Genomic DNA, 20,564 nt, shown 5'->3' on the forward strand with positions numbered 1-20,564 from the left:
ATTAGTAGTACTTTTCGGCATGACTTTCGCAAAACTTAAGGCTGAAGTTGATAATCTCCGCCCGGCGCTTAGTGCTGAGGGCTTGATGCTTGTGGACTTATTCATGCCATTCTGCGAAGCTCAGCAAGCGACGATAAAGAAGCTTGAAGATAAGTTAGCGGTTACTAGTGGCAATAGTTCCAAGCCGCCAAGCAAGGATGACTTCAAGCCTACTAAGGCAAGGTCTCTACGGGAAAAGTCGGGCAAAAATCCCGGCGGTCAATCGGGGCACAAAGGAAGCAAGAGCCGCCTGATCGACAATCCCGACGAGATTATCCCCTACACGATCACCGCGTGCCCGGGCTGCGGATCTAACTTATCAGGAGTATCTCCGGATGGTTTTATTCGCAAGCAGGTGGAAGATATTCCACCGCTAAAAACGATTGTTACCGAGCACAGGATTGAAATCAAGACCTGCCCATGCTGTGCCATCCAATGGCAGGCAGCTGGTTGCCCGGAAGATATCAAGCACGAATTCCAGTACGGCCCCAGAGTCAAAGCGATCAGTGTCTATCTATCAGCTTTTCAATTCATACCTGCTTTTCGGACCAAGCAGTTACTGAAGGTTTTTGGCGTAAACTTGAGTACCGGAACGCTGGACAACTTTCGCAAGAGTGCTGCACGCCAATTACCGGAGTTTCTGGAGACGTTACGCTTTTCCATAATAGCATCCCTGTGCGGCTTTTTTGACGAGACGGGTATGAAGGTCAAAGGTATCGGACACTGGGTACATGTGGCGGCAACGGAATTGTTCAGTTTGTTCATGATTCATCCCAAGAGAGGACGTGAAGCACATGATGAGATGGATGTGCTCACTTGGTTTGAAGGAATCCTGCACCGGGATGACTATCACTCTTATCATGCCTATCCCCAAGCCACTCACTCCTTATGTGTTGCCCATCTGCTACGTGACCTTATCTATGCTATTGATCGGGATAAACAGGGAGAATGGGCCGATCCCTTCATCAAACTTTTGCTCCAAGTAAAGCGACAAAAAGTCGAATCCTCCACCAGTGTCGTTGATCGCCGATGGCAGGGCCGCCACCGAAAAAAATACCGCGAGCTCCTTGCGATCGGGCTGAAGCAAAATCCTCCGGCCGTTAAAGAGGACGGGAGTACGCGCGGGCGAACAGCTCAAACCAAAACGGTGAACCTACTGCTGCGACTAAGAGACAATGAAGACGAAGTGTTACGTTTTATGACGCATGCATTGGCTCAGTTTGATAATAATCAGGCGGAAAGGGATCTGCGCATGAATAAGGTCCGTCAAAAAGTATCTGGAGGCTTCCGTTCGCTGGTCGCCGCCCAGGAATTTATGGACATTCGCTCCTTTGTTGCTACTGCAATAAAGCGGCAGGCGGACCCGGTAGAAGAACTCGTTAACCTCTTCACTCCGGGAAATTGTGACTATATGAGGCTGGCTCGACACCCTGAATAGTTACGTTGTAAGTTCTAATACCCCAAGTCTTGCCATAGCGGCCCGGACTTACCCCCCACTCGTTCCGAACCACGCTGAAGTCGACTTACAGTATCGAAACTTCCGACTTAACCCACTAATCTGTGTCATCTAAATAATCAGCATAAAAATCGGAATAGGCGTCAAATAAATAGTCGTGAAAACCCCAACCAATATTACTGGAGTCACTTACGACTTTACCTGCTCGGTAGGCAAAGTCGTTAAGCAAATTTTCTTTTCTCATCAGCTTCAATGCAGTAACATAAGTTGTCTGCATACTCAAATAAAACCCCTCGTCAATATCACCAAATTCGTTCGTAAACTTCACACCAGTTTCAACGTAAAAGAGCAATAAATCTGCAACTAGTTCAACAGATGGTTTATTTTTTTTTAGTCGCTAATGGCTTGTTTTCCATCCTTCAGTTTGTAGCCAAAACCACGCTTTGGATAGAAAGCTTCAAATACTTTATCACGGTACTTTTTAAAAAGTTCCAAATCATTTGGCTGAACGTAAAAGTCAAAAAACTCTTTAGCCGATTTGTTATTTTTATACAAATCGACAATTAGGTTTATAAGTTTATCCTTATCAAGTTTTTCAAGTTCCATTTTGACTTCTCTCAGTCCCATATTAATAATTTTGTACAATCGGCCTAGGATTTGAAGTGTTGCCCAGGCGGTGTATGGCATCAGGCAAATGGGAGGTTCCTCAGCACGGACAATGATCAGCCAATAACCAAATCTATGCTTTCCTCTCCGCCCATCCAAATCTTCAGGCTCAAAGCCATGGCCGATCACGCTTTTGCTCTTACTTCTCCAGCTGGAAGCTGCTGAGCCTTCGAGGAGATTCGGGCAGCAACTTGCGGCCCGGCTCGTTCCTTACAAGTGAGGGGTAGTGGTGGCTAACTACCCTATACCCCCAACTATCAGGAAGCAAAAATCCCAACAAGCTCTTATATCACACCATACTACCCTACCCCTCTACACCATTCAAACGTAGTTGCAAAATTCCAGGCGGATGGGAATCTTAACGATGACCAACCGCCCCCGGAGGGGTCGAACCTTAATAACCTCGGATGTAGGATGCAACGCCTCCGTAATCCGGGGAGAGGAGGAACGGAAGATACACCGCATCCAGAATCCTAGGCACTCAGAGGCAGACCACCGCCAAGCGCAGTAAATCCATCAATGGGCAGAAACGAACCTCCGGTCCAAATAGTCAGGCTAAAGCCGCGACAATAACCACAAATAACTCCCTGGGTAAAAAAAGGACCACCAGTCCAAACATCCAGGTAACAGCAACTACTTAGTGCAACCTTAGTGCCCTTAGTGATATAAGTGGTTCAAAAAAAGAACTGCGCAGCAGCCAAGGTCGGGCTGAAGCCGCCCCGATACCTTCAAAAACCCCTACCGCTTCCCCCAAACCTCATGAATCGGCACCCCTTTGCTGCTCAAGCCCCGGTGCACCCAATCCCCGTTTTTGAGCGCAAAGTCGAAGCTGAGCTGCTGCCCTACCCTACTCGCATCCCGGCTAAAAAATTCGATTTTCTCAATGTACAGGCCATTCTCATCGGTGGTGTACCGCCCGCCGCCAGTGCCCATAAACTGCCGGGTCTCGGTGTTGTAAGCGATCCACTGAAAGCGGGTGCCGGAGAGGATTTTCATCGTTTTGCGCGGACCGCTCCGGCGGGCACTGAGGTCTTGCAAAGTTTCCCCCTGCATCCGGCCGATGATTTCCCATGCTCCGGCCAGCGCGCCCGGGGCGTTGTCGTCTACACGGGTCCAGACCTTGTCCTGGTTGAAAATAAGCACATCACCCGTAAGCTGGTAGGGCATCGTAGCAACGCCGCCCACCTGCAGGGAGTCGGAAGAGTCAAACTCGTACGTGATGCTGAACTTCTCCCAGTCGGCCCGCCAGCTGCCACCCAGGGTGGCTATGAAGTCTCCATCCTCCGGGTTATAAGCCGCCATGCTCAGGTAACCATCGGCAATGATCATGCTGAGCTTGGAGTTGCGTCCCTGCCCGTCAACGAAGTCCGACTCCCAGGCCCCCAGAAATTTAGTGGCGGCAGACTGGGCCAGCAACGGGCAAAAGCCGCCAAAAAGCAAGCAGAAAAACAGAATAGTACGCATGGTTTGCCAGAATTTACGGAGCAAAGGTAAGCCATCCTCCAAAGCAAAGAACCACGCTCGGCCCATACTTAGTATCTTTGCGGTGAACGAAAAGTATTTTCTCCCGTTACGCAGGTATAGCCTCTCCCCTTCGGTAGAGCATCCTCCAACGGTACACGCAATTATCTTCCCTTGGGTTTACGTAAAACAGCTCGCCTCATCATCTACCGCTTCCGCGAGCGGGGCCTCGAAGTGTTCCTGCTCAATAAGTCCGACGAATGGGGCCTCCCCGGTGGAGACCTAGACATGGAATCCGGCCAGGACCTCATTGAACTGGAGATGAGCGACGAAAGCGAACACGCCGTTGCCGTCGAAGGCGATTGGCACGAAATCCCCTCTCTCAAGCAGATGCTCTTCGAAGAGTCCGCCGAATTCGCCGAACGCCTTAAAGACCTCGAAGCGGGAACTTTCGTAAGCATCAAAGAGGCCCTGAAGAGCAGACTCACCCCGGGCCAAATCACCTTCCTCCGCGAACTCCGCGAAGTGATCACCGACCGCAATTCGGTCCGCGACCTTTAGCCGTAGGCTGCTGCGAAACCCCACTTTTTCACCACTATGGCATTAAGGGCACTGAGCTACACTAAGGGCTTAAGTCAGCAAGAACACCGTGAGCGGTTCAACAACCCCTGACCCCGGTAGGAATACCCATCCTCCCTCCTGACCCCGGTAGGGGTACTCAGCTTCCCTCCTGACCCCGGTAGTCGTAATTCGCAACGCGCAAATCATAGACGGCTTGGGTACTCAGCTTCCCTCCTGACCCCGGTAGGGGTCGAACCTTAATAACCCCGGATGAAGGATGCGAAGCATCCGTAATCCGGGGATCCCCCACAAAGCTCCAGCAGGAAGTCATACCAAACACCACTCACCCAGCCAAAGCCTCCAAAACCCCAAACCACCCCCCGTCAGTGATCAATGCCCCCTCCTCCATCAGCAGGAATAGATCCTGGTCGCGCCCAATCGGCAGGTAAGCCCGTTCGGCGGCGTACAGTTTGGGGCGGACGCCCGCCGACCTCAGACGCGCAAACAATTCCTTAGCGGGAAGGTCTTCCTGCGTAAAGTCGAAGCTCGTTTCCTCCGGGAGAAACACGCCCCGCATCTCGATCTTGTCCGGCCCCGTTTTGTAGGTCCGCAAGTCCTGGGGACGGACGTGCAGGAGGTACTCCACTTTATCAATCACCCCGGCGAAGATGGTCTGCGAAAACTGCAGGATAAAACCTTCGGCCCGTTCCGGGTCGGCGGTCTTCATTTTTTCCCAACTGCCAGCGTCAATGCCGTGGACGCTCAGGAATTTGACGAACTGAGGTTTCAGTGGCAGGAGTTCCTCCAGGGTGAGGCGACGAAATTTGCTTTCTTTCATGGAGGGGCAAACATAATAAGTTTGGTGTAGTTTTGCCCTTCGGGTGGGCAATTCCCGGGAGCTAAGCCAACAACTGACCGTTTGTTGCGGTTCGGGGAAATTGACCGCCCGCAGAAATTGCCCTCCGTACACGATACCCAACTGAGAAACTATGTTTGAATTACCCGATTTTGGCAGTGGTGCCGTCTGGCTTTCCATGCTGACCCTGACTTTCCTTGAAATCGTTCTGGGCATCGACAACATCATCTTCATCTCCATCGCTTCCGGGAAACTGAAATCCGAGGCCGATCGGAAACGGGCGACCAACATCGGCTTGATCCTGGCCATGGCAATGCGCATTGCCCTGCTCTTCGGGGTCTCCTGGCTCATTTCGCTGGAAGAACCCTGGCTGGAGTTCGACTGGGGCTGGGCCGAGGCCGGCTTCAGCGGCCAGTCTCTGATCCTCATCGCCGGGGGCATATTCCTCCTCTACAAAGCCACTTCCGAAATTCACCACAAGCTGGAAGGGGATGAACATTCCGACGGCGACCCCGGCACGAGCAGCAAGGCCGCCAGCCTGCAGTCGGTCATCGTTCAGATCACCATCATCAACATCGTCTTCAGTTTCGACTCCATCCTTACGGCCGTGGGGATGACCAACGGCATCGTCGGTGCCCTGGTCATCATGATCGCCGCCGTAGTGATTTCCGTGCTGATTATGATGCTTTTTGCGGTACCCGTCGGCAATTTCGTCAACCGCAACCCCACCATCCAGATGCTGGGCCTCAGCTTCCTCATCCTCATCGGCTTTATGCTCGTGGCGGAGGGCGCACACCTCGGCCACCTCAAAATCTTCGAAAGCGAAGTCGGCACCATCCCCAAAGGCTACCTCTACTTCGCCATCGCCTTCTCGCTGCTCGTCGAATTCCTCAACATGAAGATCCGTCCCGCCACCGAGCCCGGTAAGCAGGTAAAACTGAACACTTACGCTCAGGAGGCGGCCAAGCCCGACGGTCCCTTGTAGCACAGGTGGGCGCTGTCGCAGGTGCAAGATTGCGTAATAAGGAGCAAGGATTGTCTTTGGAGAAGACGGCCCTTGCTCCTTGTCCTGACTCCCCCCATCGGGGGGCCGGGGGGGAGCACCTGCGACCGCGCCCTCATCAAACGGCTGTAATGGTTAAAGAAACGTTAGGATAGGTTCCGGAGGTTAAACCAAGGCAGGTTGCATCCGTCCAAGCAGGGTACCAAACAAAAAATACCAATATGCGTACCTTATTCTTCAGCCTGCTGCTGTTTTTTGCAGCCACATTCACCCTTTCTGCCCAAGGTGCCGAGCGCCCGGGCCGCGACAAAGTCCAGGACCGCGTCGAAAAAATGTACGGCAACCTGAACCTTACCGACCTCCAGAAGCAAGAGATCAAAGCCCTCTACCAGGCGGAAAGAGACCAGCGCAAGGCAGAGCACAAAGCCTTCCAGGCCAAAGTTCACGCCCTGCTGACGCCGGAGCAACTTGAGCAGCTCAAAGCCAACCAGGCTGCCGCCATGGAACTCCGCAAAGCCCAGGGCAAGCCCACCCGCGAAGGCATGCAGGAGCGCTTCAGCAGCCTGAACCTCAGCGAGGAGCAGAAGGCTCAGATCAAAACCATCATGGAAGAAGGCCGGACGGGCGACCGCAGCCCCGAAGCCCGCAAGGCCCGGCAAGCCAAAATTGAGGCCGTCCTGACGCCCGAGCAGCGGGCCCAACTACAGGAAGAGCGCAAAGCCGCTATGGAGACCCGGCGGAGCCAGGGCGGCGGTCGCGGACCTCGCGGTGGCCAGCGCTAAGCACCGGAACACATCCCGATTCAACGAAAAATGCCCGGGCGACTGTGAAGTCACCCGGGCATTTTCTGTTAGTGGGAAGGAACTGGATTATTTATCGACGAAGGTGATCGCTTCACCGGTTTTGCCGGCGCGGCCCGTCCGCCCCACGCGGTGGATGTACACATCGTAATCCGTCGGGGCTTCGAAGTTGATGACGTGGGTGACGTCGTCGATGTCGAGGCCGCGGGCGGCAACGTCGGTTGCGCAGAGAGCACGGATTTTGCCGCGTTTGAAATCATCGAGGGCTTTTTGCCGGTAGTTCTGGCTTTTGTTGCCGTGGATTTCGTCGGCGGGGATGCCTTCCTGCTGGAGCTTTTTGGTCACCTTTTTCACACGGTGCTTCGTCTCGGCAAAGATCAGTACCCGCTTGAGCTCAGGCTCGCGCATGAGGCGGACCAGCTCGTCGAGTTTGTTTTCAGGGTCCACGTACCGGACCGTCTGGTTGATGTGTTCAGCGGAAGCCTCTCCGCTGCTCACCTTGAAGGTGACGGGGTCGGTAAGGAAGTGATCGATGAGTTTCTGCTGCGACTTATCAAGGGTGGCGGAAAAGAGCATCGTCTGGTCGCGCTGGCCCATTTGGTCGGCCAGGAAAACGACGTCTTTCTGGAAGCCCATGTCGAGCATCCGGTCGAACTCGTCGAGGATGAGGACGGAAGCTTCTTTGAGGTCGATCTTGCCCTGGCCGTGCAGGTCCTTGAGGCGACCGGGCGTGGCCACGATCAGGTCGTAGTCGCGCTTCAGCTTCTGGATGTCGGTATTGATGTTGCGGCCGCCGATGAGGGTCAGGGAGGTGAAGGTCATGCCCTTGGTGAGGGTGATGAACTCCTGCTCGATCTGGAGGGCGAGCTCGCGGGTGGGGGCCAGGACGAGGGTCTGGAAGGGTTCATCCTTCAACAGGGCATCGATGATGGGGATCAGGAAGGCGCCGGTTTTGCCAGTACCCGTAGTCGCGATGCCCATGATGTCCTTGAGCTGCACGATGGCGCTGAAGGCTTTTTCCTGGATTTCGGTGGGGGCCTTGAAGCCCGCCGCGCGCAGGGCGATTTTCAGCTTGGGGTGGAGGTCCCAGTCGTCGTACTTCGTTTCGGAGACGTAGGTAACGTCTTTCATGGGCACGGCTTCGTGGACCATGAGGTGGGCGTCAATGGGTTTGTAGACGTGGGTTGAGCGACGGTCGCCGCCGCCGCGGGGACCGCCGGAAGGGCGGGATCCACCGCCGCCGTTGCGACCGCCTGCTGGTCGGCTACCGCCGGGTTTATTACGACGGTTAGCGGGACGGCCCTTGGTGGCGCCGCCTGAACGAGAATTTTCCATAAAAAGTAAAAGAGGAGGGAGGAAAGCCGAGAACTGTGGGATTACATCACGCTCGGGCGTCCTGAAATTGGATGGTTGTGGGGTCGGAAGACACAAACCGCCGGCAGCAATCCACGCGCATAAATACGCGTTCGCCGGAATTTGGTGCAAAAATAGGGCTTTCCAGGCACATTAACAAGTAAAATGACAAAGACTTGGATAATTAGCGTTTAAACGGCCAATTCAGAGGGCGCAAGGTGAAATAAAAAACCCACACGCGCCCCCGGAGTGGTTTGACTCCTCGACAAAAACATGGTTGGGATAGCTGGGCTGGTTCGGTAATCCCCTTGTCTGCCACGAACCGGGGTCCGTTTGAGAAACCTGACAAGTCAAAGGTTTTGAGGCCCGCCCTAGACAGCCCTAAGTCACTTCCCAATTTAGATAAAATGTAGGGTCAACCAAAATTTCGGAGCGACGTGTGGTTGGGGGTTATAACGCGGCGGGGGGCTTTTGGTTTTGGTTGGATCCGGACCTCTGGTCCGGCTTTTCTTAGCCCATGGAGTGACATGGAGTTTTGCTTAGAGTTACCTGGAGTTTGGAGAAGTGGAGATGTTTCCCCGAGACCGGGCCAAATCTTAGTGCTCTCAGTGCTCTTAGTGTCCTTAGTGTTTCAAAAAAAGAGCGAAGCTCCAAAAAAACCAGTGGTTCAAAAAAGAACGAAGCTCTTCCTTCCTCATACAACGCTCCAGGGCCCAACGACGTCCTTTAACTGACATTTAACTGACCCCCAGGTGGCAGTTTCGTGACATAACCAGTAACTTTACGCTAAACTCCCAGCATATGCACCGTTTACTTACCCTCTTTGCTATTGTTTCCCTGTTTCTGCTGACCGCCTGTTTGCCGGAGTCATCCACGATTGACGCTCCGCGGGTAGATGGGTTCAGCGACCCCGACGATTTGCGGTTCAATGATGAGGAGTTTGCGACCTTGAGTGCCCAACTCAACATCCCCCGGGAAATTCCCCAGCCCATAACGCGTTTGCCGCAGCACATTGGCAATTCTACGGGGATGAGTGAACTGCTCACCTCCTCTTCCGACGCCCGCAAGGCCCTGCTGGGCCGGGTCCTTTTCTACGACAAGCAACTCTCCGCCACGGGCGAAACCAGCTGCGCCACTTGCCACCTGCAGGAAAAGGCCTTCTCCGACGACAAAGCCTTTTCCGACGGCATCAACGGTGCGGTGACCAAGCGCAACTCCATCGCCCTGGGTTCCGTACCCACCTTTGCCCCGGCGGTGAGCGGTTACGGCAGCTCCGACGACGGCGAGAACCGGGCCGTGGAAGGCCGCGTAAAGTTTTTCTGGGATGAGCGCGCCGCCACCATCAAAGAACAAAGCATCGCCACCATCCAGGACCCCATCGAAATGGGCAAAGACCTGCACCAGCTTTCTTCCGAGCTGCGCAACCAGGAGATTTACCGCATCCTCAGCGTCAAAGCCTTCGGTACCGCCGACCTGACGCCCGACCGGATCACGCTGGCCCTCGAAAAATTCACCGCCTCCATCATGTCCATGAACTCCCGCTTTGACGAGCTCGTCGACGCTGAACAACGCGGACAACAACTCAACGGGCGATTTACTGATTCAGAGCTGGCGGGGCGCCGACTCTTCCTGGTAAACTGCGCCAGCTGCCACAGCCCCAGCCTGACGGAGCCCTTGGTTCCCGTGGCCAACAACGGCCTGGAAGTCACTTACGCCGACCAGGGCGTAGGCGGCAGAACGGGCAGCCCCTTTGACAACGGCGTCTTCAAGGTTCCTTTCCTGCGCAACGTTGCGCTGACCGGGCCGTACATGCACGACGGCCGCTTCGCCACCCTGCGGGAAGTTATTGACCACTACAGCGACGGCATCCAAGACCACCGCAACCTCCACCCATTGCTGCGGGACGCGAACAACCGTCCCCGTAAGATGCGCTTCAGCGAAGCCGAAAAGCAAGCCCTGCTGGACTTCCTGGCGATGACGACCGACGAAAGTGTGCTGCGCGATCCCGCGCTGGCGGATCCTTTCCGGTAGCCAAATCGCGCCACTTAATGGGGCAAGGTTTCGTAGGTACGGCTAATTTGCCTTTATTTGGCCCCGCAGGTTGCGGCAGCGCTGGGCGAATGTTCTCCCCGGTTGCGCTAAACCGCCGTCTTGCCCACCCGCCATGCTTGCCCACCTTACCTCCCCTACCCTTTTGCTGAGTGAAAGTAAAGTCCGCAGCAACCTGCAGCGCATGGCCGAGCGGGCTGCGCGACACGGCCTTGACCTGATCCCCCACTTCAAAACCCACCAATCGGCGACGGTGAGCGCCTGGGCGAGGGAATACGGCGTTCGGGAGGTCACCGTGACCAGCCTGCGCATGGCCCAAGACGCCGTAGAAGCGGGCTGGAAGCGGATCACTATTGCCATGCCGCTGAACGTGCGGGAGTTACCGGCCCTCGCGGAGCTGGCCCAACGAGTCAATTTATCGGTTTTTCTCACTAACGCGGTAGCCGCCGAGGCCTTGGCGGCAAGGCGGATTCCGGGGCTTCGCTACTTCATTGAAGTGGATGCGGGCTACGGGCGCTCGGGAGTCCCCTGGGACGCACGGGAGGAGATTGAAGGCATCGTAGCGGCGGCCGGGGAAGCGGGCTTCCGGGGATTTTACGTGCACTCCGGCCATACTTACGCGGCGGGCGGAGCGGCGGAGCTGGCGCGGGTCCACCAATCTTTACTGGACATCATCGTGCAAATGCGGGAAGGCTTTGGGGGCCGGCCCCTGGAATTTGCCGTGGGTGACACGCCGGCTTGCAGTACGCAGGAGGATTTCCGGGGGGTAACGAGCATCGGCCCGGGCAATTTTTTCTACTACGACCTGGTGCAGACGGAGCTGGGGGCCTGTACATTGGAAGATATTGCCGTTTGCCTGGCGGTGCCGGTCGTGCAGGTGATTCCTGCACGGGGCGAAGTCATCGTCCACGGTGGCTGGGTGCAGTTGGGGGCGGATCGCCTGCCGGACGGGCGTTACGGGGCCGTGGTTCGGCTACAACCCGACGGCACCTGGGAGGCCCGGGTAACGTCGGGGGCGTACGTAAAAAAACTGAGCCAGGAGCACGGTACCTTAGCACTGCCAGCTGCTTGGCTGGCGGAAATGAAACCGGGTGATCTGTTGGGGGTCTTACCCGTACACGCCTGCGCCACGGTGCACGGGATGCGGGCAACGGGGGAAACAGTGGTGGTACCCTGAATGACAAACGCTCTGCCACAGCAACCTGGGACAGAGCGTGTAAATCGCGTTGAGAGACGCTATGTACGCCCAAATTAATACATTCATAGATAAAATAAAAACAGAAATGAGGGAAATGACATCGACCGACGCAGATACAGGGGCCGAAACAAAATTAAAAGGTGATGAACGACCCAATATTACCGTCCAAAGGATTAATTTTTTATCCTCCCCCCGCAACATCAGCACGGCATTGATGTACAGTTTCGCGCAACACCCCGAAGTAGCGGTGGTTGATGAACCCCTGTACGCGCACTACCTGCGGCACCAGACGACCGTAGCCGAGCATCCGGGTCGGGAGGCCGTATTGGCCAGCCAGGAAAACGATGGCGAGAAAGTAGTGGCAGCCATGTTGAACGACGACTACGGAAAACCCTGCGTCATCTTCAAGCAAATGACCCATCATTTAATCGCCCTCGACCTGGCATTTTTAGACCGGATGCAAAATATCCTGCTCATCCGCGATCCCCGGGCCATCCTCAGTTCGTACGGCAAAGTAGTGTCGGAGGTGAGTGCTCAGGACGTTGGCATCGGGCAACAACACGAGCTCTACCACACTCTGAAGGCAGCGGGTAAGTTAACGGCCGTGGTAGACAGTGCACGCTTGCTCCAGAATCCCGCCGGGGTACTTTCGCGGCTCTGCGCAGCCATCGGGATAGCATATACCCCTGCGATGTTGCAATGGCCAGCCGGGCCGCGGCCCGAAGACGGCGTGTGGGCCCCGTACTGGTACGCCAACGTGCACGCCAGCACCGGCTTTCAGCCCTACGTTCCGAAAGACTACCCCCTCCCTCCCCACCTGGAAGCGATTGCCGAAGCCTGCCAGCCGCTCTACGCCACGCTTCTGGAGGCGGCGTTGTAGAAGCTTCCGTGCACTTCTTCAGAATAGCTTATTCTTGTCGCCAAAATCGACGCGCTTAAGGTGCATCAACATTTAGTTTACAACCCATGCTACAACAATTCAATGCTGCCAACCGGGACATCCTGGTGTACATCGACGGGGAACTGCTGCACCGCGACGCGGCCAAGGTGAGTGTATTTGACAGCAGCGTCCAGGGCGGCGATGCGGTGTGGGAAGGCCTGCGGGTGTACCGGGGGAAAGTCTTTACGCTGGAGGCCCACCTGGACCGGCTTTTCGATTCGGCCCACGCCATGCTTTTCCGGGGGATTCCCAGTCGGGAGGAAGTAACCCGGGCCATCTACCGCACGCTGGAAGCAAATGACATGACCGATGGGGTGCACATCCGCCTGACGCTTACACGGGGACGCAAAATTACCTCGGGCATGGACCCGCGTTTGAACCAGGAAGGTTGCACCCTGATCGTCCTGGCCGAACACAAACCACCCGTGTACCCGGCGAGCATCAGGCTCATCACCACCAGCGTGCGGCGGAACAGCCCAATGAGTGTAGACAGCAAGATCCACCACAACAACCTGATCAACAACATCTTCGCCAAAATCGAGGCCAATAACGCCGGGGCGGACGCAGGGTTGATGCTCGATAAAGACGGCTACGTGGCCGAGGCCAACGGCGTAAATGTCTTCTGTATCCGGCGCGGAACGGTTTACACGCCCTACGCCGATTACTGCCTGCCGGGCATTACCCGGGCTACGGTGATGCGCCTGTGCCGCGAAAATGGCATCCCCTGCGAGGAAAGACGCCTTTCACTGACCGAGTTTTATACGGCCGACGAAGTATTCACCACCGGCACCATGGGTGAACTGACGCGGGTAGACCACATCGACGGAAGGGAAATCGTCAATAAGCACGGCAGATCGGTGCTCGACCGGCTCCAGGAGCTGTTTCGGGCCCTGACGGAGCAGTAAGCGGCCTTCTTTTTTTTGCGGCTTATAAAAAACTTATCTTACGCAGCCTGGCTAAAGAGGGATAGACGTCATTCAGTTGGCCATTCCCTGCTCCTTATCCTTACTGTGAGCACCTGCGGCCGCGCCCGTAGAAAACAGTTTCCCGGAATAACAAAAACTGCGTAAGATGGAAAATAAAAGCAACGAAACCTCTACTGTAGCGGCCTTACTGGCGAAGAAAAAGACCCTGCGGACCATCGTCATGGTGCTCTCCCTGCTGATTTTGCTGTACGGTATTTACTTCGTAGCAAAGCTCGTGGCGGGCACCTGGGAGGCTAACAACACGCTGGGGATCGTTGGGCTCGGTGTTATTGTGGTTGCCCTTTCGCTGGTCACGACGCAGTTGACGACGGTGGAAAAAGAACTGAAGGAAAGGCAGGCGAAGGAATAAACCCCGGGCTTAGGCCCCCTTACAGCAGCGGAAAAAATACCGCCTGAGGACATCCTTTATCCGGCGATCCCGTAGCTTTGTCGCCTCCGGCCTGACCGGAAGGCAAAAGCCCACTACCCGATGCATTTAGTTGCCCCATCCCTGCTCGCCGCCGATTTTCGCCGCCTCGACCAAGCCATCGCATTGATCAACGACAGTGAAGCCGACTGGTTCCACCTGGACGTGATGGACGGCAATTTCGTGCCCAATATTTCTTTCGGACAGTTCATCATTGAGCAGGTGGCCCGGGACGCGAAAAAGTACTGCGATGTTCACCTCATGATCGAGCAACCGGAGCGCTACATTGAGAGTTTTGCCAAGGCGGGTGCGCAGGGCATTACGGTGCACGCCGAGGCGACCAAGCACCTGCACCGCGTCGTCCAGCAAATCAAGGAAGCGGGTTGTAAGGCGGGCGTTGCGCTGAATCCCCATACGCCCGTTAACGTCCTGGAAAACCTCATCGAAGACCTCGATCTGGTGCTCATCATGACGGTTAATCCCGGCTTCGGGGGGCAGAAATTTATTTACCAGAGCATCCCGAAAATCCGGCAGGCGCAGGAGTTGATCACCATCCACAACTCGCCCGCCCTGATTGAGGTCGATGGCGGCATTGGTTTGCACAACGCCCAGAAGGTGCTCGAAGCCGGAGCGCGGGTCTTGGTGGCGGGGAGCTCCGTTTTCGGGGCGAAGGACCCGGCGGAGACGATCCGGCAGTTGAAGGGGATTGCGGGGAACCCGGTGGCGTTTGTTTAAGGGGGTAGAGGGGTTGGCAGAGGCGGTACTGTCGCGGCTTTAGCCCGCCCCCCTCTTGAGCGCAGCTCAACCTTTTCCCTAGGCCTAAGTCGGGCTGAAGCCCGAGAGGCTTAGTCGGGCTAAAGCCGCGACAATACCTTAAGCGACAACACCTTACTCAAAGTAGTCCTCCACCCCGGAGGGCGTGTGCAGGCGGACAGTCGGCTTTTCCGCCGCCTCGACGTAGCCCACCACCTGCGCGGCAATGTTGAAACCCGCGGCAATATCGATCACCGCCTGCGCGGCGCTGGCCGGCAGGTAGACCTCAAGACGGTGGCCCATGTTGAAAACCTGGTAGAGTTCGCGCCAGTTGGTCCCACTTTCCTGGTGGATGAGCTGGAAGAGCGGTGGTGGGGCGAAGAGTTGATCTTTGACGATGCGGACGTCGTCGATGAACTTAATGACCTTGGTTTGGGCACCACCGGTGCAGTGGATGATGCCGGCTATTTCGGCTTGCAACTCGGCCAGCAGGACCTTGAGTACCGGCAGGTAGGTCCGGGTGGGGCTCAATACCAGCTTGCCGGCGCTCATGCTTTGGCCGTTCCCGAGGTCGATGGGCTCCGTCAGGGACCGGCTGCCGGTGTAGACGACCGAGCGGGGCACTTCGGGGTCGAAGCTTTCGGGGTATTTATCAGCGTAAGCGTGGTGGAATACGTCGTGGCGGGCGCTCGTCAGGCCGTTGCTGCCCATGCCGCCGTTGTATTCGTCTTCGTAGCTCGCCTGCCCGTAGCTGGCCAGGCCGACGATGACGTTGCCCGGCTGGATGTTATTGACGAGCAATTTATCGCGGCGCAGGCGGGCGAAGGTGGTGTAGCCCACGTCGATGGTTCGCACGATATCGCCCACGTCGGCCGTCTCCCCGCCGGTGAGGTGGAGGCCTACGCCGTGCTGGGCCATGCGGTCGGCAAAGCGCTGGGCGCCGTGGATGATGGTGGCCAGGACTTCGCCCGGAATGCGGTTTTTGTTGCGGCCGATGGTGGAGCTGATCAGGATGTTATCAACCGCGCCGACGCAGCCCATGTCGTCGAGGTTCATCACCAGGCTATCCTGGACGATGCCTTCCCAGACGGAGAGGTCGCCGGTTTCCTTCCAGTAGAGGTAGGCGAGGCTGGTTTTGGTGCCGGCCGTATCGGCGTGCATGATGTTGCACCAGGCGGGATCTCCTCCCGCTACGTCGGGCAAAACTTTGCAGAAAGCCCGGGGAAAAAGGCCCTTATCCAGGCCCTTGATGGCTTCGTGCACCTCGGATTTGGTGGCGGAAACGCCGCGTTGCTCGTATTTGCTTGGCATGGGCGCGAAGATAGAACGAATGTTGGCGAAAGTGCGGTAGTGAGGGTGGATGTTTGCGCGGTCGCAGGTGCAGGGGAAGTTGGCCCCCCAACCCCCAAAGGGGGAGCAGCGGGGTATCGACTACTGGAGCCGGGGCTCTGGTTAGGCTGTTTTTCGCCCATGGAGTTGCTTGGGGTGGGGCATGGAGTTTGGGGTGGTGGAGGCGCAGCCCTATTATTTTATAATTTTAGTCCCTCTTCGTGTCCTTAGTGGTTCAAAAAACGCAAAATGTGTGGGATGAAGGGTGTCTTTACCCGAATCGTGGATGTTCGGGTGGGGACACCCTCAACCGGGTCTTCCTATTTGAGTTGGGACTCCCTCAACCAGGTTTTCCTGCCATACCATAGTCCCTCTTCGTGTACTTAGTGGTTAAAAAAAGAGGACCTGCAAGGTCGAAGGGAAAACGAGGCAAAGAGAAGAAAAGCCTTTGATAGAGTACCTTGCAGCCCAGCCCAAAATTGTCCCTGATGACCAATGCAGAAATTGCCGCCCACTTTAATGAACTGGCCAAGTTGATGGAATTGCACCAGGACAATCCCTTTAAAATCCGTTCTTACGCCGCGGCGTACAACAAACTGCGGAAGGATGACCGTCCGTTGGCCACCCTGACCGAGGCGGAGTTGCAAACGATGGACGGCATTGGCAAGGCCATTGCGGGCAAGATCCACGAGCTGGCCACGACGGGCAAGATGGCGGTGCTCGAACAATTTCGCGCCCAGACGCCGCCGGGCATCCAGCAGATGCTGGCCGTACGGGGTTTTGGGCCCAAAAAAGTGAAGGCCGTTTGGGATGGGCTGGGCGTCACGACCGTCGGGCAACTCCTCTACGCGATCAACGAAAACCGGCTGGTGGAGCTCAAGGGCTTCGGGGCAAAAACCCAGGAAGACCTGCGGGAGAAACTCGAGTTCTACCAACGCAGCCAGGGGCAGTACCTCTACCGTACGTTGGATGCGATAGCGGAGGACCTCCTGGCCCGCCTGGAAAAGGCCTTTCCGGCGGAGCGCTTTGCCCGGACGGGCACACTGCGGCGTTGCTGCCCGACGTTGACCCACCTTGCCTTTGTCACCACCCTGGCACCTGCGGCCGCGCCCGATATTGAAGGCCTCGAAGATTTGGCCGTCGATGGTGAAAAAGTGACGGCAAGTTTCGAGGGATTTGCCGTGGTTTTGCACTGCTGTACGGCGGAAAATTTCGGCTCGCGGCAGTTTCGGTACACCGGCGCACCAGCGTTTTTGGAGGCCTTCGTGGCGGCTTACCCGGGAATCGACTTCACGGGATTGGCGACGGAAGAGGACGTTTTTGCCAAAGTGGGCTTGCCGCCCATTCCGCCGGAACTTCGCGAAGATGGCAGCAGCATTGTGTTGGCGCAGGAAAATCGCTTGCCGAAATTGGTGGAGGTGGGAGACGTCCGTGGCGTGGTGCATTGCCATTCTACGTGGTCGGACGGCATCCATTCCGTCCGGGAAATGGCGGAGGCGGCACGGGAGCGGGGCTTTGCTTATCTCGTGTTGACCGACCATTCGCAGAGCGCTTTTTACGCCAATGGTCTCAAAGAAGAACGGGTGCGGGCGCAGTGGGCCGAAATTGACGAATTGAATGCGGAGTTGGCGCCTTTCCGCATTTTTAAGGGGATTGAAAGCGACATCCTTCCCGACGGTAATTTGGATTACCCGGACGATATTTTAGCGGGTTTTGAGGTGGTGATTGCCAGCATCCACAGCCAATTAAATATGGACGAAGAAAAGGCCACCGAGCGGCTTTTGAAGGCAATTGCCAATCCCTTCACCACCATGCTGGGGCACCCTACCGGCCGGCTGTTGTTGAGTCGGTCGGGCTACCCCATCGATCACCGGCGGATCATTGAGGCTTGTGCGGAACACGGGGTGGCCATTGAGCTCAACGCGAATCCTTACCGGCTCGATATGGACTGGGCGTGGATTCCCTATGCGGTGGAAAAGGGCGTAAAAATCAGCATTAATCCGGATGCGCATTCGGTTTCGGGGATTAATGATATCCGGTACGGGGTACTGGCGGCGCGGAAGGGAGGGCTGCGGAGGGAGGATGTTTGGGATTTACAATTCACAATTTAAAATTTACCATTTAGCATTGGGGGCATTCGCCGGGAGGTTTTATTTTAGTAGCCCCGTCGAAGCCTCCGAAGAGCGGTGAATACTGAGCCAACCGAACTCGCGCGCCAGTTGTTGGGGGAGGTATGGCAGAGTTTATCGATTACTACAAGACGCTCGGTGTAGCAAAGGACGCGGACGAAAAGGCGATCAAACAGGCCTTTCGTAAGCTGGCGCGCAAGTACCATCCGGACGTTAACGCAGGCGATGCGGAGGCGGAGCGGAAGTTTAAAGAGATTAATGAAGCCAACGCCGTGTTGTCGGATCCGGAAAAGCGCAAGCAATACGATAAATACGGTAAAGACTGGGAGCACGCGGAGGCCTTTGAAAAGGCGGGAGGCCAGGGCCGGTCGGCTGGCGACTTCCGGGGCGGCAATCCTTTCGGGGGCGGACAAACGTATACTTACACGAGTGGGGGTGGTGAAGATTTCTCCGATTTCTTCAGCCAGATGTTTGGTGGGGCCGGAGCCAGGGGCTTCGGTGGTGGGCGGAGGGCTTCGTTCCGGGGCCAGGATATTGCCGCCAGTCTGGCCTTACGAATGGAAGACATTCTGGAAGACAACAAGCAGGTGCTGACGGTGAACGGGAGGCAGTTGCGCGTAACCATTCCGGCGGGGGTGGAAGACGGACAGACCTTGCGGCTGCGGGGCCAGGGTGGTCCCGGAGCGGGCGGTGGGCCGGCGGGGGATTTGCTGATTACCTTTCAAGTCAGTCTGCCCGATGCCTATACCCGCAGCGGAGCGGACCTGTACAAAAACCAGCCCGTTGCCCTCACGACCATGGTGCTGGGAGGCAAAATAACGGTGGAAACGCCCAGTGGTGCCGTGAGCGTCCCCATCCCGGAGCTGAGCCAGAATGGTAAGCGCATTCGTTTGAAGGGGAAGGGTTTGCCGGTCTACAAAAAACCGGGCTTCGGCGATCTGTACCTCGATCTCCAGGCCGTTCTTCCCACTGCCCTGACGGAGCGGGAGCGGGAGCTTTACCAGCAATTGGCCGAGGGCCAAGGTTAATCTACTTCATGGCCAATAATATTTTTGATTATGTCCTCCATCACCTACGTTACACTTCAGCAATTTTGCAGTTTTCACCAGTGTGAGACGCTGATCCTCGAAGATTTTCTGGACCACGGCATCATCCGGGTAGAACGTCAGAACGATATTGTGTTGATCCCGGAGCCGGAATTGCCGAAGCTGGAAAAGGCGCTGCGTTTGCACCTGGATCTGGGCGTGAATGCGGCGGGGATTGATATTATTTTGAATTTGCTGGAGCGAATGGAGGGGGTAATGGAGTAAAGGGGGAAAGGATTAAAGGGGCTACCGCAGTGGGGAGGGATGAGAAGGGACAGGGTTATTTTTTTCACTGGTAAGGGTATTGCTTTGGGGAGCTTCGCACTCCTTTTTGAACCACTAAGGACACGAAGAGGGACTAAGCTGTAGGGTGAGCTTCGCTCTCCTTTTTTGAACCACTAAGGACACGAAGAGCACTAAGTACACTAAGAGCTTGTCTAAATTTTTACTTCCTGATAACCAAGCACTTATGAACCTGGCGTCACAAAAAATGGCTTACGTAGTTCACTATGCGCGCAATTTTTTGTCTAGCCAGAACCATAAGTCATTGATTATCAGTTCTTAAAAATTTTAGACAAGCTCTAAGTTTTTGGGGCTACGCCTGGTAAAGCCGTTGTACGGCGAAGGGGCAAGGTTTCTACTTTCTAGGGAAGCTTTCTCATTGGGGGTTACCGTCGACGTGGAACGTCTCCACCTCAGGGTTCCACCTCACGTCTTGCTTGGAGAATAGGGGGAGGTGGTGCAACTTTGCACAGCAGCGCAGGGGTTGCGACCAATAACTTTTGCGGACAATCAATATGACGATGGGAGAAGAACAACAACTAGGGCCTCAAGCGACGGAGCGGCTGCGTTTTCGGCGTTGCACGGTGGACGATGCGGAATTTATCCTGGCCCTGGTGAACAGTCCGGGCTGGCTGCAGTACATCGGCGACCGGGGGGTGTACACGGTGGAAGAGGCGAAGGATTACCTGTTGAACCGGATTTTTCCGGCCTACGAGCACGTGGGGGGTGGGCCGCAGGTGTTGGTCAGGCGCAGCGACGGGGCCTTGTTGGGGACGGTGGGCGTTTATAAGCGGCCGGAGCTGGAGTCGCCAGATTTCGGCTTTGCCCTGCTGCCGGAGTACCATCGGCAGGGTTACGCCTACGAAGCTTCTTTGGCTTGCTTGGACTATGCCCGCGCCGTGGGGCATACGGAGTTGCTGGCCATTACGCTGCCGGAAAATGCGGCCAGCAACGGGCTGTTGCAAAAGCTGGGGTTTCGGGAGAGTGGAGAATTGGTGCGGTTGCCGGGCGATTCGGCGGAGCTGAAGATTTACAATTTACAGTTTACAATGTAAAATTGAACATTAGCTGCGCTGCTACTGCGTGGTTAGCTTGCGCGGAGGGAAGGAGCTGGGTGGCTTTCCTTGCTCCTTAGTACGGTCTGAGCACCTGCGGCCGCGCCCAGGCCCCTAGCCCCCAAAGGGAGAACTGGACAGGGCGCGAGCGGAAGGA

At 56.1% G+C, this 20,564-nt stretch carries 20 protein-coding genes; 14 read left to right on the plus strand and 6 right to left on the minus strand.

Features of this window, described 5'->3' with window-relative positions; translation table 11 throughout:
• A partial coding sequence (gene tnpC / locus H9S92_RS18615) for an IS66 family transposase (protein ID WP_222936018.1) occupies positions 1 to 1,477 on the plus strand: 1,477 nt, incomplete at its 5' end.
• A 115-nt stretch (positions 1,478 to 1,592) separates the two neighbouring features.
• Here tnpC and H9S92_RS22060 read toward each other — a convergent pair.
• The 3 genes from H9S92_RS22060 to H9S92_RS18625 form a co-directional block, all read right to left on the minus strand.
• Positions 1,593 to 1,847, minus strand: a complete 255-nt coding sequence (locus tag H9S92_RS22060) for a hypothetical protein (protein ID WP_222936172.1) — start codon at positions 1,845 to 1,847, stop codon at positions 1,593 to 1,595.
• A 38-nt stretch (positions 1,848 to 1,885) separates the two neighbouring features.
• Positions 1,886 to 2,290 (minus strand): hypothetical protein, encoded by a 405-nt coding sequence (locus H9S92_RS22065; RefSeq protein ID WP_222936173.1) that lies wholly within the window; start codon positions 2,288 to 2,290, stop codon positions 1,886 to 1,888.
• 609 nt (positions 2,291 to 2,899) lie between these two features.
• Positions 2,900 to 3,625 (minus strand): membrane or secreted protein, encoded by a 726-nt coding sequence (locus H9S92_RS18625; protein WP_187468209.1) that lies wholly within the window; start codon positions 3,623 to 3,625, stop codon positions 2,900 to 2,902.
• A gap of 171 nt (positions 3,626 to 3,796) precedes the next feature.
• Between H9S92_RS18625 and H9S92_RS18630 the strand changes: the two genes are divergently transcribed.
• Positions 3,797 to 4,183 (plus strand): hypothetical protein, encoded by a 387-nt coding sequence (locus H9S92_RS18630; RefSeq protein WP_187468210.1) that lies wholly within the window; start codon positions 3,797 to 3,799, stop codon positions 4,181 to 4,183.
• Positions 4,184 to 4,526: 343 nt separating this feature from the next.
• Here the strand turns inward: H9S92_RS18630 and H9S92_RS18635 are convergent, their stop codons facing one another.
• A complete protein-coding gene (locus H9S92_RS18635; protein WP_187468211.1) occupies positions 4,527 to 5,021 on the minus strand; it encodes a DUF6495 family protein in 495 nt (164 codons plus the stop codon).
• 151 nt (positions 5,022 to 5,172) lie between these two features.
• Here H9S92_RS18635 and H9S92_RS18640 point away from each other — a divergent pair, with 151 nt between their 5' ends.
• Both H9S92_RS18640 and H9S92_RS18645 read left to right on the plus strand, forming a co-directional pair.
• Complete coding sequence (locus tag H9S92_RS18640; RefSeq protein WP_187468212.1) at positions 5,173 to 6,024, plus strand: TerC family protein; 852 nt, start codon at positions 5,173 to 5,175, stop codon at positions 6,022 to 6,024.
• A gap of 239 nt (positions 6,025 to 6,263) precedes the next feature.
• Positions 6,264 to 6,824: a hypothetical protein gene (locus H9S92_RS18645; RefSeq protein WP_187468213.1), complete on the plus strand. Its 561-nt coding sequence runs from the start codon at positions 6,264 to 6,266 to the stop codon at positions 6,822 to 6,824.
• Positions 6,825 to 6,911: 87 nt separating this feature from the next.
• Here H9S92_RS18645 and H9S92_RS18650 read toward each other — a convergent pair whose 3' ends face one another.
• Positions 6,912 to 8,177 (minus strand): DEAD/DEAH box helicase, encoded by a 1,266-nt coding sequence (locus H9S92_RS18650; RefSeq protein ID WP_187468214.1) that lies wholly within the window; start codon positions 8,175 to 8,177, stop codon positions 6,912 to 6,914.
• An 819-nt stretch (positions 8,178 to 8,996) separates the two neighbouring features.
• Here H9S92_RS18650 and H9S92_RS18655 point away from each other — a divergent pair.
• The 6 genes from H9S92_RS18655 (at position 8,997) to rpe (ending at position 14,509) form a co-directional block, all read left to right on the plus strand.
• Positions 8,997 to 10,226, plus strand: coding sequence for a cytochrome-c peroxidase (locus tag H9S92_RS18655; RefSeq protein ID WP_187468215.1), 1,230 nt, complete (start codon positions 8,997 to 8,999; stop codon positions 10,224 to 10,226).
• A gap of 133 nt (positions 10,227 to 10,359) precedes the next feature.
• Positions 10,360 to 11,421 carry an alanine racemase gene (locus H9S92_RS18660; protein ID WP_187468216.1) on the plus strand — a complete coding sequence of 354 codons (1,062 nt, stop codon included), beginning with the start codon at positions 10,360 to 10,362 and terminating at the stop codon, positions 11,419 to 11,421.
• 106 nt (positions 11,422 to 11,527) lie between these two features.
• A complete protein-coding gene (locus H9S92_RS18665) occupies positions 11,528 to 12,322 on the plus strand; it encodes a sulfotransferase-like domain-containing protein (protein WP_246463990.1) in 795 nt (264 codons plus the stop codon).
• A gap of 86 nt (positions 12,323 to 12,408) precedes the next feature.
• Positions 12,409 to 13,287, plus strand: a complete 879-nt coding sequence (locus H9S92_RS18670; RefSeq protein WP_187468218.1) for an aminotransferase class IV — start codon at positions 12,409 to 12,411, stop codon at positions 13,285 to 13,287.
• Between the two features lie 166 nt (positions 13,288 to 13,453).
• Positions 13,454 to 13,717 carry a hypothetical protein gene (locus H9S92_RS18675; RefSeq protein ID WP_187468219.1) on the plus strand — a complete coding sequence of 88 codons (264 nt, stop codon included), beginning with the start codon at positions 13,454 to 13,456 and terminating at the stop codon, positions 13,715 to 13,717.
• A 120-nt stretch (positions 13,718 to 13,837) separates the two neighbouring features.
• Entirely contained in the window at positions 13,838 to 14,509 is a 672-nt protein-coding gene (gene rpe, locus H9S92_RS18680; RefSeq protein WP_187468220.1) for a ribulose-phosphate 3-epimerase, read from the plus strand.
• A 153-nt stretch (positions 14,510 to 14,662) separates the two neighbouring features.
• Here the strand turns inward: rpe and H9S92_RS18685 are convergent, their stop codons facing one another.
• Complete coding sequence (locus tag H9S92_RS18685; protein ID WP_187468221.1) at positions 14,663 to 15,838, minus strand: AIR synthase related protein; 1,176 nt, start codon at positions 15,836 to 15,838, stop codon at positions 14,663 to 14,665.
• Positions 15,839 to 16,344: 506 nt separating this feature from the next.
• Here H9S92_RS18685 and H9S92_RS18690 point away from each other — a divergent pair.
• The 4 genes from H9S92_RS18690 to H9S92_RS18705 all read left to right on the plus strand — a co-directional run bounded on the left by H9S92_RS18690 (position 16,345) and on the right by H9S92_RS18705 (position 20,407).
• Positions 16,345 to 17,967 carry a helix-hairpin-helix domain-containing protein gene (locus tag H9S92_RS18690; RefSeq protein ID WP_187468222.1) on the plus strand — a complete coding sequence of 541 codons (1,623 nt, stop codon included), beginning with the start codon at positions 16,345 to 16,347 and terminating at the stop codon, positions 17,965 to 17,967.
• Between the two features lie 122 nt (positions 17,968 to 18,089).
• Positions 18,090 to 19,013, plus strand: a complete 924-nt coding sequence (locus H9S92_RS18695) for a DnaJ C-terminal domain-containing protein (protein WP_187468223.1) — start codon at positions 18,090 to 18,092, stop codon at positions 19,011 to 19,013.
• A gap of 30 nt (positions 19,014 to 19,043) precedes the next feature.
• Entirely contained in the window at positions 19,044 to 19,295 is a 252-nt protein-coding gene (locus H9S92_RS18700) for a chaperone modulator CbpM (RefSeq protein ID WP_187468224.1), read from the plus strand.
• 557 nt (positions 19,296 to 19,852) lie between these two features.
• Entirely contained in the window at positions 19,853 to 20,407 is a 555-nt protein-coding gene (locus tag H9S92_RS18705; RefSeq protein ID WP_187468225.1) for a GNAT family N-acetyltransferase, read from the plus strand.
• The last annotated feature ends 157 nt before the right edge of the window (positions 20,408 to 20,564 follow it).

Source organism: Neolewinella lacunae (assembly GCF_014349155.1).
Classification (GTDB): domain Bacteria; phylum Bacteroidota; class Bacteroidia; order Chitinophagales; family Saprospiraceae; genus Neolewinella; species Neolewinella lacunae.